Annotated in this window: 11 protein-coding genes; 7 read left to right on the forward strand and 4 right to left on the reverse strand. The window is 75.4% G+C overall.

Annotation, left to right across the window (positions count from 1 at the left end):
* Positions 1-44 precede the first annotated feature (44 nt).
* Positions 45-1,655, forward strand: a complete 1,611-nt coding sequence (locus ACRB68_RS42600; RefSeq protein WP_153537332.1) for a stealth family protein — start codon at positions 45-47, stop codon at positions 1,653-1,655.
* Here the strand turns inward: ACRB68_RS42600 and ACRB68_RS27990 are convergent.
* The 3 genes from ACRB68_RS27990 to ACRB68_RS28000 all read right to left on the reverse strand — a co-directional run bounded on the left by ACRB68_RS27990 (position 1,604) and on the right by ACRB68_RS28000 (position 5,230).
* On the reverse strand, positions 1,604-3,037 hold the full coding sequence (locus ACRB68_RS27990; protein WP_153537334.1) for a glycosyltransferase family 39 protein: 1,434 nt from the start codon (positions 3,035-3,037) through the stop codon (positions 1,604-1,606). The genes ACRB68_RS42600 and ACRB68_RS27990 overlap by 52 nt on opposite strands.
* On the reverse strand, positions 3,034-4,605 hold the full coding sequence (locus ACRB68_RS27995) for a CDP-glycerol glycerophosphotransferase family protein (RefSeq protein WP_153537335.1): 1,572 nt from the start codon (positions 4,603-4,605) through the stop codon (positions 3,034-3,036). The genes ACRB68_RS27990 and ACRB68_RS27995 overlap by 4 nt, the downstream gene beginning before the upstream one ends.
* A 202-nt stretch (positions 4,606-4,807) precedes the next feature.
* Positions 4,808-5,230, reverse strand: coding sequence for a hypothetical protein (locus tag ACRB68_RS28000; RefSeq protein ID WP_153537337.1), 423 nt, complete (start codon positions 5,228-5,230; stop codon positions 4,808-4,810).
* A 100-nt stretch (positions 5,231-5,330) separates the two neighbouring features.
* Between ACRB68_RS28000 and ACRB68_RS28005 the strand changes: the two genes are divergently transcribed.
* The 6 genes from ACRB68_RS28005 to ACRB68_RS28030 all read left to right on the forward strand — a co-directional run bounded on the left by ACRB68_RS28005 (position 5,331) and on the right by ACRB68_RS28030 (position 12,399).
* The gene (locus tag ACRB68_RS28005) at positions 5,331-6,626 is read left to right on the forward strand and encodes a HAMP domain-containing sensor histidine kinase (protein WP_153537339.1); all 1,296 of its coding nucleotides are present in this window, start codon (positions 5,331-5,333) and stop codon (positions 6,624-6,626) included.
* A gap of 124 nt (positions 6,627-6,750) precedes the next feature.
* Positions 6,751-7,245 (forward strand): (2Fe-2S)-binding protein, encoded by a 495-nt coding sequence (locus ACRB68_RS28010; protein ID WP_153537341.1) that lies wholly within the window; start codon positions 6,751-6,753, stop codon positions 7,243-7,245.
* The gene (locus ACRB68_RS28015; protein ID WP_328594872.1) at positions 7,242-9,638 is read left to right on the forward strand and encodes a xanthine dehydrogenase family protein molybdopterin-binding subunit; all 2,397 of its coding nucleotides are present in this window, start codon (positions 7,242-7,244) and stop codon (positions 9,636-9,638) included. Before ACRB68_RS28010 ends, ACRB68_RS28015 begins: the two co-directional genes overlap by 4 nt.
* Positions 9,635-10,507, forward strand: coding sequence for an FAD binding domain-containing protein (locus tag ACRB68_RS28020; protein WP_153537343.1), 873 nt, complete (start codon positions 9,635-9,637; stop codon positions 10,505-10,507). Before ACRB68_RS28015 ends, ACRB68_RS28020 begins: the two co-directional genes overlap by 4 nt.
* A 79-nt stretch (positions 10,508-10,586) precedes the next feature.
* Positions 10,587-11,600 carry an SRPBCC family protein gene (locus tag ACRB68_RS28025; RefSeq protein WP_153537345.1) on the forward strand — a complete coding sequence of 338 codons (1,014 nt, stop codon included), beginning with the start codon at positions 10,587-10,589 and terminating at the stop codon, positions 11,598-11,600.
* 94 nt (positions 11,601-11,694) lie between these two features.
* Positions 11,695-12,399: a class I SAM-dependent methyltransferase gene (locus ACRB68_RS28030; protein WP_328594873.1), complete on the forward strand. Its 705-nt coding sequence runs from the start codon at positions 11,695-11,697 to the stop codon at positions 12,397-12,399.
* 7 nt (positions 12,400-12,406) lie between these two features.
* On the opposite strand, the gene ACRB68_RS28035 is transcribed toward ACRB68_RS28030, so the two are convergent.
* Complete coding sequence (locus ACRB68_RS28035) at positions 12,407-13,345, reverse strand: class I SAM-dependent methyltransferase (RefSeq protein ID WP_207709832.1); 939 nt, start codon at positions 13,343-13,345, stop codon at positions 12,407-12,409.
* Positions 13,346-13,360: the final 15 nt, after the last annotated feature.

Here is a 13,360-nt window from a genome sequence, read left to right on the forward strand (position 1 = left end):
ATCCTGGACGCTTGCCTTGGCACGATCCCGGCTAGAAGCACTCCGTGCCACGATCCGGCGAACCACCTCTCGTCCAGCCCGTCACTGCGCCGCCGACCACCGGACCGGCGGACACCCGGACGCTCGTCCAGCGGCTGGCGCGCGTGCTGCGGGCCAATGTGGCCGTAGATCCCGTCCCGGCCCCAGACCAGGAAGTCCTCGTGCGCGGCGACCTCGGCCCGCACGACGTCGCCCGCCTCAACCTGGAGACGGTCTCGGACGTGCTGGACGCGGCCGGCGTCCCCTACCTGCTGGTGCGCGACCCGGAGGTGCGGCACCGCATCGCCGTCCGCCGGGAGCGGCGGGCCGACGCGCTGGCCGCCATAGCGCGCGCGCTGGCGGACGCCCCCGTCTACGCCGAGCCCATCGGACGCGGCGCCCCACCCGGCGGCCACGCCCGCGACGTCACCGGCTGGCCCGACCACGACATCCGGCTGTACCGGCCGGTCACCCAGCCCAGCGAGGCCCTGCGCTTCGCCGCGGACTGCGGCTGCGACCTGGAGTTCTGGGAGTCCACGCCGGCGGGCGGCCTGCGCGCCACGCGCCCCACCCTGGTGGGCCGCGACATCCCGGCGAGCGCCCTGGAACCGGCCGAACTGGCCGTCGGCGGGCGCCGCCACCCCTCGCTGGCGGTGTTCACGCAGACGTTCACCGACGAGCCCGACTTCCCCGTCGACGCCGTCTACACCTGGGTGGACGGCGCCGACCCGGCGTGGCGGGAGCGCCGCGCGGCCGCGCTCGGCGAGCGCGTCCCGCACCCGGCCGACGGCGGCGAGAGCCGCTACCGCAGCCGCGACGAGCTGCGGTACTCCCTGCGCTCGCTGGCGATGTACGCGCCGTGGGTGCGCCGGATCTGGATCGTCACCGACCGGCAGGTCCCGGCGTGGCTGAACATCGGGCACCCGCGGATCGCCGTCGTCGATCACCGCGACGTCTTCACCGACGCGGACGCGCTGCCCACCTACAACTCCCACGCCATCGAGACGCAGCTGCACCACATCGACGGCCTCAGCGAGCACTTCCTGTACCTCAACGACGACTTCTTCCTCGGCCGGCCGCTGACGCCGGGCCGGTTCTTCCACCCGGCCGGGCTGACCCGCTGCTTCCCGTCGCCGACCGCGATCCCGCAGGGGCCGCGCGACGACCGCGACCCGACCTGGATCGCGGCGGCCAAGAACAACCGGGAGCTGATCCGGCGCGCGTTCGGGCGCGGCACCGTGCACGCGTTCAAGCACGCCCCCTACGCGCTGCGGCGCAGCGTCCTGGACGAGCTGGAGCGGCGGTTCGCGGCCGAATTCGCGGCGACGGCGCGCAGCCGCATCCGGTCCGGCCGCGACCTGTCGGTGGTGTCGTCGCTGTACCACCACTACGGCCTGTGCACCGGGCAGGCCGTCGCGGGCGAGCTGTCGGCCGACACCGTCCCGCTCAGCCGCGGCAGCGGACTGCCCACGCTGGCGCGGCTGCTGGAGGCCCGCGACCGCGAGGTGTTCTGCCTCAACGACATGGCCTCCGGCGACCTCACCGAGGAGCAGAAGGACGAGGCCGCAGCGGGCTTCCTGGAGCGCTACTTCCCGGTCACCGCGCCCTGGGAGGCGGCCGGGCCGGACCGGACGTAGAGGGTCAGCTTCATCCGCTTGGCCCGCCACTGCCCCGCGCGGACCGTCAGGCCCGCCGCGCGGAACTGAGCGACGCGGGCCCGCGCGCGCGCAGCGACCTGCCGGTTTCCGTTGTAGCGGCGGATCATCCACACCCGATCGACGCCGCGCAGGCGCTGCGCCAGCACGCGCGGACCGACCTGCGAGGCCAGCAGCGCCGCGCGGTCGGCGGCCGGGACGGCGAGCGTCAGGTCGACCAGCGGGCGGAACACCTTGGGGTAGGCCGATTCCAGTCCGCGCGTCACCGACGGCTCCATGACGAGGCCGTCACCGGGCCGCGCGTTCTGCGCCAGCGCCCGCACCACCGGGGTGACGTCGTGGTATTTGCTGTCGGGCCGCCGCAGGCCGGGTTGCACGGACATCACCAGCAGCAGCAGGACGACCCCGGTCGGAACCGCCACCAGGCGGGGGCAGGACGTCAGGCCCGCCGCCACCAGCAGCGCCAGCGCGGGAACGCAGAACAGCAGGTACCGGTTGACGAACAGCGGTTCCAGCTCCGACAGCGTCAGCAGGATCACCGGCGGAAGTACCAGCCACGGCACGGCGACCTTGGGCAGCTCCCCCGCACGCCAGTGCACCAGTCCCCACACACACAGCACCCCGGCCAGGCCGGTCGCGGCGACGCCGCCGGTGATGGAGACCACCGCGTGCATCAGGTATTCCATGTCGCGCGGCTGGATCCACTTCACGGCGCCCCGCTGGCCTGCCGCGACGTAGGCGAGCGGGGCGATGGCCCCGCAAGCCGCCGCGACGGCGGCCGTCCACGCGGCCAGGACGCGGCGGCCGGGGCGCAGCGCCAGCACCGTCACCAGATGCGCCGGGATCAGCAGGACGGCGAACAGGTGCAGATAGCCGAGCAGCACCAGCGCCGGCGCGTAGCCGGCGAACCAGCGCGGTGAGCGCACCGCGCGCACCAGCGCCAGCGTCGCCAGCACCGCGACGGCCGCGACCATCGCGTACGAACGGGCCTCCAGCGCGTACTGGCCGGCGACCGGCAGGCACGCGTAGACCAGCCCGGCGAGCAGGCCGGTGCCGGGCCCGGCGAGCGCGCGGCCGAGCAGCCCGATGCCGGCCGCCGTCACCGCGACCGCCAGCACCGACGGGACCCGCATCGCGGCCGGCGAGAAGCCCGCCGCCTGCACCCAGCCGTGCATCAGCAGGTAGTACAGGCCGTGGACCGCGTCGATGTTGCCGAGCAGCTCCCAGATCCGGCCGGCCGGGCGGCGCGCGACGTCGATCGTGACGATCTCGTCGGTCCACAGCGAGGGCCGCCCGGTGCCCCACGCGCCGAGCAGCAGCGCGGCGAGCGCGGGCACGGCGGCGACCGCGAGCCGCCCCCTCATCCCCCGTCCTGGAAGACGCGGCGGACGATCGTCTCGGCGGCGGCGCCGGTCTCGTAACCGGCGTAGCGGGCGGCGAACGCGCGGCGGGCGTCGCGGTAGCGCTCGGCGATCTCCGCCCGCGCGCGGACCGCCTCGCTCAGCTCCTCCAGGTCGGCCACGAACGGGCCGGGCGCCTCGGCGGCCAGATCGAGGTAGGCGCCGTGGCGGTGGCGGTGCCCGGCCAGGTCCGGCGCGTGGAAGATCATGGGGCGGTCCAGCAGCGCGTACCGGAACAGCAGCGGCGACCGGTCGGTGACCAGGACGTCGGCCAGCCGCAGCAGCGTGGCCAGGTCGTGCACGCGGCTCACGTCGGTCCAGGTGCCGGGCCGGGCCGCGCCCTCGCAGCGGGCCAGCAGCGCGACGTCGTCGCCGAGCGCCGCGGCGAGCGCGCCGAGGTCGGCGGCGGGGCCCCGCGGCGCGTACAGCACGCACGGGCGGCCGTCCAGCCCGAGGTCCCAGGCCAGCCGCCGCACCCGGTCGGGCTCGCGGTCCTCCACCAGCAGGTCGTTGCCCGGCCGCCCGACCCGCAGCAGCTCGGCCCGCACGCCGAGGGCCGGGACGAGCGTCTCCTCCTCATAGGCCGAGCCGACCACGAAGTAGTCGAAGCGGGCCGCCGCGCGCCGCATGCTTTTGCGGGCGGCGCGCGACGCCAGCTTCGCGGCGGGCGCGTCGAGCCCGGTGTACTCGACCGGTGCGCCGTGCCAGGTCTGCAGGTAGACGGTCTCGGGGCGCTTGGCGAGCGTGGGCGGCAGGCCGTGGTCGTCCACCCAGTACCGCGCCCGCGCCAGCGCCCGGTAGTGCGCCCAGGAGAACCGCTCGACCAGGTCCGCGCCGCCGGGGAAGCCGTCCGGGGAGCCGGTGTAGGCCCAGGTGATCCGGCCCCGGTGGCCGGACGCGCGCAGCTCCTCGTAGATCGCGCGGGGGCAGCCGCCGTAGGCCCGGCCGCCGTGGCTCTCGAACACCGCGCTGCCCTGCCGGACCGGCAGCCGCATCAGCACCTGGCGGTAGGCGACCCGCTTCAGCCGCTCGACGTCCAGCAGGCGCGCGCGGCGCCGCGGCCGGCCGGCGGGCCGGTGACCGCCCGGGTACCGCACGATCTCGTGCGGCAGCACCAGGACGCGGTCGGCCATGAGGACGGCCTTGGCGGCGTGCTCGTCCTCGACCGGCCAGAGGCCGAGGTCGGACAGCAGGTCGCGCCGGTACAGCCGGGACGCCGGGAAGCGGTCGGCGTCCCCGCAGACGATCTGCGCGGTGCCCCGCTCGGCGGCCGAGAGCAGGGTGAGGCAGCCGTGCCGGTCCAGCACCTGCCCGGCCCGCACGAACATCAGGTACTCGCCGGCGGGCTCCCCGCCCACCGCCACGCGCGGGTCGTCCCGCCACTCCCCCGACGCGGGCGGTTCAAGTGCGGTGGAGTCGAGCACGGCCTGGACGCCCGCCAGCGTCTGGCCGAGCACCGAGGCGACCGTCGCGGACAGGTCGGGGCCGGTCCCGGTGACGACCACCGAGACGGCCGTGTCGTGTTCGCTCACCCGTCCAGCATTGATCTCTCTTCGGCCCCCGAACCCGTTCCTGGGCGAGTCGAGCCGAAGTTTTGAACCGCTCCGGCCGGTTCCCCGGCAGGACGCGCCCCGCGGGGTAAACTGGAGTCGCCGGTGGGAGGGGAAGCCCATCCGGTGCGAGCGCCCCGTCCTCTTCGCGAGGCCGGGGCGTTCTCGTTCCCGCCTCCGCGGGTCACTCCAGCAGGCGCGGGACGGAGTTCGTGCAGGCCGCGATGATGCGGTACGTGCCGTCCGCGCCCCGGAACTCGATCGCGACGCGCGCGCCCGGGCCGGGCTCCCGCGGCAGCCCGGCGTAGCCGAGGCCGGGGCTCCACCCGGCCAGCACGATGCGGTCCCGGCCCACGCAGCGGACCAGCACGCGCCCCGCGCGGGTCGCCATGAAGTGCGTCCGGCCCGCGCCGGGGACGGGCGAGGCCGCCGGGGTGATCTCGGGGCGCCCGCGCAGCCCCCGCTCGACCTGGTCGTGGCCCAGCGGCCGCAGCAGCGGCCCGGTGATCGCCTCGGTGGCCACCCGGATGGTGATCGTGCCCGACACCACGGCCAGCCCGACGGCGCCGATCGCGATCAGGGCCAGCACCACCCGCCTGTCCGTCATCGCGCCAGCGTGCCACGCCGGATCCCGCCCGCAGGTCAAGCGAAGGCCATGAAACCGCAGGTCGGTTAGGGTGCGGAGGGAGAGCCGGGAGGGGGAGAGCGTGCGGCGCACACCGATCAGGCGCGAGCTGGTCATGCTGGTCGGCGGGACCGTCGCGCTGGTGCTCGTCGCCTTCCTGGTACCGCTGCTGCTGGTCATGCGGACGATCTCCGCCGACGACACCGTGATCGACACCGCCGTGGTGACGCAGCCCCTGGTGGTCGCCGTCGCCGGCGAGGAGCCCGCGGTGGTCGGGTCGTCGGTGCGCGACCTCAACCTGCGGCACGTCGGCGACTTCTCGGTGCGCTACTCCGACGGGGCCGTGCTCGGCCCGTACTTCGCGCGCACGCCCGCGGTGCGGCTGGCCGAACGCGGCCAGAGCCTGTCCACCGAGGTGGACGGCGGGCGCGAGGTGCTGATCGCGGTCGTCACGCGGGAGGGCGGCACCGCGGTGATCCGCGCCTACCTCAGCCAGGGCCGCCTGTACGAGGGCATCTGGCCCGCGCTGACCGCGCTGACCCTGCTCGGCGTGCTGCTGCTCGGGCTCGGCGTCGCGGTCGCGTCGGTGCTGGCCACCCTGCTGGCCCGGCCGATCCGCGAGGTCGCCGACGTGTCGCGGCGCCTGGCGTCCGGCGACCTGTCCGCGCGGGCGCGGGGCGGCGGCGCGGTGGAGCTGGTCGACGTGGCGGGCGCGCTCAACTTCCTGGCGCGCCGGATCGGCGCGCTGGTCACCGGCGAGCGGGAGCGGATCGCCGACCTGTCGCACCGGCTGCGCACGCCGCTGACCGCGCTGCGGCTGGAGGCCGACCTGCTCACCGACGACGGCGAGCGCGCGCGGCTCAACCGAGCGGTGGACGCCGTGGAGACCACCGTCACCGAGGCCATCGCGGCCGTGCGGGCGGCCGGGCGCGAGCGCGGCACCAGCGACGCGTCGGCCGTCGTGGCCGAGCGGATCGAGTTCTGGAAGCCGCTCACGCACGCCGAGGACCGCCCGATGACGACCCGGACCGCCGCCCGGCCGCTGCCGGTGGCGGCCCCCGCGGCCGAGCTGCGCGACGTCTTCGACGTGCTGGTCAGCAACGTCTTCCGGCACACCCCGCCGCGGACGGCCTTCACCGTCGAGCTCGTCCCCCGCGACGGCGGCGGGGCGGTGCTGACCGTCGACGACGAGGGCCCGGGCCTGCCCGACACCAGGCTGATCCGGCGCGGCCGCAGCGGGGGCGGGTCGTCCGGGCTCGGGCTGGACATCGTGCGGCGGCTGGCCGAGAACAGCGGCGGCGCGCTGGAGCTCGGCCGGTCGCCGGCCGGGGGCGCGCGGATCCGGATCGAGCTCGGCCCGCCGGCCGAGGACCGGTAGCGATCGAGGACCGCCAGGGTCTGGTCGATCGGGCATGTCCGGCATAACGTGCGTTAGTGGCCGACATGTGAGTCCGGTCACAGCACGGCAGGCCGACAACCGAGACGTCCCAGGGGGACGACGCATGCCACGAATCCGGATCGAGGTCGACGGCACCACCTACGAGGACGAGGTCGAGCCCCGGCTGCTGCTCGTCCACCATCTGCGCGACCGGCTCGGGAAGACCGGCACCCCGATCGGCTGCGACACCTCCAACTGCGGCGCCTGCACCGTCCTGATGGACGGCCTCAGCGTCAAGAGCTGCGCCGTGCTCGCGGTGCAGGCCGACGGCCGCGCGATCACCACCGTCGAGGGCCTCGGCCTGGACGGGACGCACCACCCGATGCAGCGGGCCTTCCACGAGGAGCACGCGCTGCAGTGCGGCTACTGCACCCCCGGCATGATCATGGCCTCGATCGACCTCCTCCGCGAGAACGCAGACCCCGCCGAGGACGAGATCCGCGCGGGCCTGGAGGGCAACCTGTGCCGCTGCACGGGCTACCAGAACATCGTCCGCGCGGTCCGCCGCGCCGCCGCCGAGATGCGCGCCCCGGCGCCGGGGCAGGAGGTGACCCCGTGACGGAGGTAGGCACCCCCCGCCGCCGGTCCGAGGACGCCCGGCTGGTCACCGGCCGGACCCGCTGGACCGACAACCTGCAGCCCGCCGGGACGCTGCACGTGGCGTTCCTGCGCAGCCCGCACGCGCACGCCCGCATCACCGGCGTCGACACCACCGCCGCCCGGGAGCGGCCCGGCGTGGTCGCCGTCCTCTCCGGCGCCGACCTGGCGGCGGAGCAGGGCTCGCTGCCGTGCGCCTGGGTCGTCACCGAGGACATGAAGCACCCCGCGCACCCGCCGATGGCCGTGGACGAGGTCCGCTACGCCGGCGAGCCCGTCGCGTGCGTCGTCGCCCGCGACCGGTACGCGGCGTTCGACGCGCTGGAGGACATCGACGTCGACTACGCGCCGCTGCCCGCCGTCGTCGACATGGAGCGGGCCGTCCAGGACGGCGCGCCGCTCGTGCACGAGGACCTCGGCACCAACCGCAGCTACCGGTGGGTGTTCGAGAACGGCGACCTGGACGCGGCGTTCCGCGACGCGCCCGTCACGCTGGAGCGCCGCTACGTCCAGCAGCGGCTCATCCCGGCCGCGATGGAGCCGCGCGCGGTGCTGTGCGAACCCGACGGCGAGGAGTTCACGCTCTACTCCGCCACCCAGATCCCGCACATCCTGCGGCTGATGCTGGCGACCGTCACCCAGATCCCCGAGCACCGCATCCGGGTCGTGGCGCCCGACGTCGGCGGCGGGTTCGGCTCCAAGCTGCAGGTCTACGGCGAGGAGGTGCTCTGCCTGCTGCTCGCGCGGCGGCTCGGCCGCCCGGTGAAGTGGACCGAGTCGCGCAGCGAGGGCAACATGGCCGCCCACCACGGCCGCGACCAGATCCAGCGGCTCGCCCTGGCCGCCGAGGCCGACGGCCGGATCCGCGGCCTGAAGGTCGACCTGCTGGCCGGCATGGGCGCCTACCTGATGCTGGTGACGCCCGGCATCCCGCTGCTCGGCGCGTTCATGTTCCCCGGCATCTACAAGATGGGCGCCTACTCCTTCACCTGCACCGGCGTGTTCACCACCAAGACTCCCACCGACGCCTACCGGGGCGCCGGCCGCCCCGAGGCGACCTACGCCATCGAGCGGCTGATGGACGAGCTCGCCGCCGAACTGGGCCTGGACCCGATCGAGGTGCGGCGCCGCAACTGGATCGGGCACGGCGAGTTCCCGTACGAGACCGTCGCCGGGCTCACCTACGACTCGGGCAACTACGAGGCCGCGACCGAGCGGGCCCTCGCGCTGTTCGAGTACGACAAGCTGCGCGCCGAGCAGGCCGACCGGCGCGAGCGGCGCGACCCCGTCCAGCTCGGCATCGGAGTGTCGATCTTCACCGAGATGTGCGGGCTCGCGCCGTCGCGGGTGCTCGGGTCCCTGTCGTACGGGGCGGGCGGCTGGGAGCACGCCGCGGTGCGGATGCTGCCGTCGGGCAAGGTCGAGGTGATCACCGGGTCGTCCGCGCACGGGCAGGGCCACGAGACGGCGTGGGCGCAGATCGCCGCCGACCGGCTCGGCGTGCCGTTCGAGGACGTCAAGGTGCTGCACGGCGACACCGCGGTGTCGCACAAGGGCATGGACACCTACGGGTCGCGGTCGCTGGCGGTCGGCGGCGTCGCGCTGTTCAACGCCTGCGACAAGGTGGTCGGCAAGGCGCGCGTGCTCGCCGCGCACCTGCTGGAGGCGGCCGAGGACGACCTGGAGTTCACCGGCGGCCGGTTCAGCGTGCGCGGCGTCCGGGAGGCGGGCGCCACGATCCAGGAGATCGCGCTCGCCGCGTTCGCCGCGCACGACCTGCCCGACGGCGTCGAGCCGTCGCTGGACTCCGACGCCACCTTCGACCCCGGCAACTTCTCCTTCCCGCACGGCACGCACCTGTGCGCCGCCGAGGTCGACACCGAGACCGGGAGGGTGCGGCTGCGCTCCTACGTCGCGGTCGACGACGTCGGCAAGGTCGTCAACCCGCTGATCGTGGAGGGGCAGGTGCACGGCGGCCTCGCCCAGGGCATCGCGCAGGCGCTCTACGAGGAGGCCGTCTACGACGAGGAGGGCAACCTGACGACCACCACCATGGCCGACTACCTGGTGCCGGCCGCGCCGGACCTGCCGTCCTTCACCACCGACCGCACCGAGACGCCCGCGACCGGCAACCCGCTCGGCGTCAAGGGCGTCGGCGAGGCCGGCACGATCGCCTCCACCCCGGCGGTGGTCAACGCGATCGTGGACGCGCTGCGGCCGTTCGGCGTGTCCGACGTCCCGATGCCGTGCACGCCCGAGCGGGTCTGGCGGGCCTTGAATCAGCGGGCCGAACCCGAGGAGAGCGCGGAACCGGGCGCGGGCGGCGGCCTCGGCTCCGCCGGAGGTGCCCGATGATCCCGGCGACGTTCGACTACGTCCGGCCCGCCACGATCGACGAGGCGGTGGCCGCGCTCGCGGACGCCGGCGAGGACGCCGGCCAGGACGTCAAGGCCATCGCCGGCGGGCAGAGCCTCATGCCGCTGCTGCGGCTGCGGCTCGCCTACCCCGAGGTGCTGGTCGACCTGGACCGGATCGAGGCGCTGCGCGAGATCCGCGACGACGGCGACGCCATCGTCATCGGCGCGACGGCCACCCACCACCAGGTGCTGCACGACCCGCTGGTCGGCGAGCACCTGCCGCTGATCGCGCGGGCCACCGCCACCGTCGCCGACCCGGCCGTCCGGCACCGCGGCACGTTCGGCGGGTCGCTCGCGCACGCCGACCCGGCCGGCGACCTGCCCGCCGTCGCGCTCGCCCTGGACGCGGTGCTGCACGTGCGGTCCGCGCGCGGCGAGCGGGAGATCCCGGCGGCGGAGTTCTTCGTGGACTGGATGACCTCGGCGCTGGAACCGGACGAGCTGCTGGTCGCGGTGCGGGTGCCCAAGCTCGCCGGGCCGGGCTGGGGCGTCCACTACGAGAAGTTCCACCGCACCGCGCAGGCGTGGGCGGTCGTCGGCGTCGCGTGCGCGGTGCGGCGGGTGAACGGCGCGGTCGAGGACGCCCGGGTCGCGCTCACCAACATGGGCCCGGCGCCGGTGCGGGCGTCGGCCGTGGAGCGGTTCGCCGAGGGCCGGACGATCTCGCGGGACGCGTTCCGCGCCGCCGGGGAGCACGCCGCGGCGGGCACCGATCCCCCCGCCGACCTGCACGGATCATCGCAATACCGGGCACACCTGGCGAAGGTGCTCACCGCGCGGGCGCTCACGGCCGCCGCGGGCGGCTGACCGGGGACCGCCTGGCGGCCGCTCCGGCGCCGGTCGTAGGGTCGCGGGAGCAGGTCCCGACGAGAATGGACGGAAAACCATGGAGCTCGACCACGAATTCACCGTCCCGGTGCCGGTGGAGCAGGCCTGGTCGGTGCTGCTGGACGTGCAGCGGGTGGCCCTCTGCGTGCCCGGCGCGACGCTGGACTCGGCCGAGGACGGCGAGTACGCGGGACGGTTGCGGGTGAAGGTCGGCGCGATGACCATCACCTACCGGGGCACCGCGCGCATCACCTCGGCCGACGAGGCGGCCCGGACCGTGACGATCGAGGCCGCCGCCAAGGAGGCCCGCGGCCCGGGCACCGCGGCGGCGACCGTGCAGGCGAGGCTGCACCCTGTTGCCCGAGGGGGGACGCCCCCCCACGCCCCCCGGGAGCCCGAGGGGCGCGCTTCGCGCGGTTCTACGGCATCTGAGGGCGACTCCACCCGCGTCACCGTGCACACCAAGCTGAACGTGACGGGTCGGCCGGCGCAGTTCGGCCGCAACATCCTGGCCGAGGTCGGCGCCAAGCTGATCGCGCGGTTCGCCAGGAACCTGGCCGCCGAGCTGGAGTCCCCGGCCGCGGAGAAGCCGGACGTGACGCCCGCGCCGACGGTGGTCACGGCCGCCGCCGCCCGCGTGGAGGAGGCCTACGCCGTCGACGCCGAGGAGGCCAGAGAGGTCGCCGAGGCCGTCGTGGAGGCCGTCACCGAGGCCGTCACCGAGGCCGCTCCGGCGCCCGCTGCGAAGCCCGAGCCGAGGGAGGCGCCCGCGCCGACGGTGGTCACGGCCGCCGCCGCGCGCGTGGAGGAGGCCTACGGCGAGGACGCCGAGGTCACGGAGATCGTCACGGAGACCGTGGTGCTGGAGCCCGTCGCCGAGCCTGCGGTCGAGGAAGAGGCCGAGCCCAGGCTCGCGCCGGTGACGCCGATGCGGCGGCGCACGGACGACGACGCCATCGACCTGCTGCAGGTCGCCGGGCCGTCCGTCGCCAAGCGGGCCCTCCCGGCGGCCGGTGCGCTGGTGGCGCTGCTGCTCGTCCTGCGGTTCCTGGCCCGGCGCCGCAGGCGCTGAGCGCGCGGGCCGCCCGCCCCCGCCGTTCGCAAAAGACCGGTCAATCATTGGTGTCGGCGGTGACTGAGCGCGACGGACCGGATGCACTGGGCGCGTGGAGATCGCAGAGCTGCAGCGGATCACCGGCGCCGGGCCCGACCACTGGTGGTACCGGGAGCGCCGCGACCTGGTCGCCCGCGAGCTGCGCCGCCTCGGCGGCCCCGGGCACGCGGTGGACATCGGCCCCGGCACCGGCGACGGGTGCGCGGTCCTGCTCGCGCACGGCTGGTCGGCCACCGCGGTGGACCCCGTCGAGCGGGCGGTGGAGCTGTGCCGGGCGCGCGGCGCCGAGGCGTACTGGGCCGACCCGCGCCTGCTGCCGCTGCCGTCCGGCGCCTACGACCTGGCGCTGGCGTTCGACGTGCTGGCCCGCTACGACGACGACCACGTCGCCGCCGCGCAGCTCACCCGGGTGCTGCGGCCGGGCGGCACCGCGCTGATCACGGTGCCGTGCGACCTGACGCTCTGGTCGGCGCACGACGTGGCGCTCGGCCGGGTCCGCCGGCACAGCCGCGACACCCTCGCCGCGCTCATCGCCGGCGCCGGGCTCAGCCTGGACGCGATGTGGAGCCGCAACGTGCTGCTGCGGCCGGTGGTGCGGCTGCGGCGGCACCGGGTGGACGGCTGGGAGACGCGGCACCGCGGCCCGGTCGCCAACCGGGTGCTGGGCTGGATGATGGCGGCCGAGCGGCGGCTCCCGGCGGCCGGCGGGCTGCCGGGGACGTGGCTGGTCGCCCGCGCGCACCGGCCCGCGGAGTGAGGGCCGCTCAGGAGCCGCCGGTGATGCGGCGCACCGCGCGGGGCGTGGCGGTGAGGACGCGCCCCATCCGGTAGCTGTGCGACCGGCGGATCGCCCGCACCTGCCGTTTGCGGCTGCGCAGCTCCCCCTCCAGCCGGGCCACCTCGCGCCGGTAGGCGTCCAGCCGCGCCTTCAGCCGGGCCAGCTCCCGCTCGGTCTCGTCCCCGCCGTCCCCGTGCTCCAGCTCCAGCGCGGGCTCGCTGACCCGGATGACGGGGTGCTCGTCGATCTCCTCGACCCGGTGCCGGACGCCCTCGGCCGCCAGGTGCTCCAGCAGCTCGGCGCGGAGCGGCTCGGGGTCGCCCCAGGTGCCGTAGAGCTTCTGGTCGGTGACGCAGACCGGGTTCAGGTCGTCGGAGTCCACCGCCGCCCACACCGCGGAGGCGATGCCGGGCGCGTGCGCGGGGCCCCGCACGTCGCAGACCACGATGCCGTCGGCCTGCAGCGCGCTGCGGGCGGCCGCCAGGTCGGCGATGACGTGCCGGTGCAGCCGCGAGGCGTCCACGTGCGCGAAGCGGCAGCCGTCCGGGCGCACGTAGTCGGTGATCACCGAGGTGGGGGCCTGCACCACGACCGGGAGCCGCTCGTGGAAGGCCAGGTAGTTGCGCTCGAACGCGGCGCGGGTGAGTTCGGGGTAGGCGCGGGCCACCTCGCGGTCGTTGGCGTCGTCGGGCGCGGGCGAGCCGAACAGGTCGCAGACGGTGAACCGCTCGCCGCCCCGCAGGTGCCGGCCGAGCAGGACGGCGCTGCGGCCGAGGTAGACGCCGAGCTCGAGCAGGTCGCCCTGCTGGTCCAGGCGTTCCTGGCGGTCCAGGAACCAGGTGAACAGGTGCTGGTCCAGCGCGGTGAACCAGCCCTCGACGTCGTCGGGCGTGGTCGGCGGCGCTGGCTGTGCCGGCTCGGACACGGTGGTGGTCTCCTG

The organism is Actinomadura macrotermitis, from assembly GCF_009604375.1.
Taxonomy (GTDB): domain Bacteria; phylum Actinomycetota; class Actinomycetes; order Streptosporangiales; family Streptosporangiaceae; genus Spirillospora; species Spirillospora macrotermitis.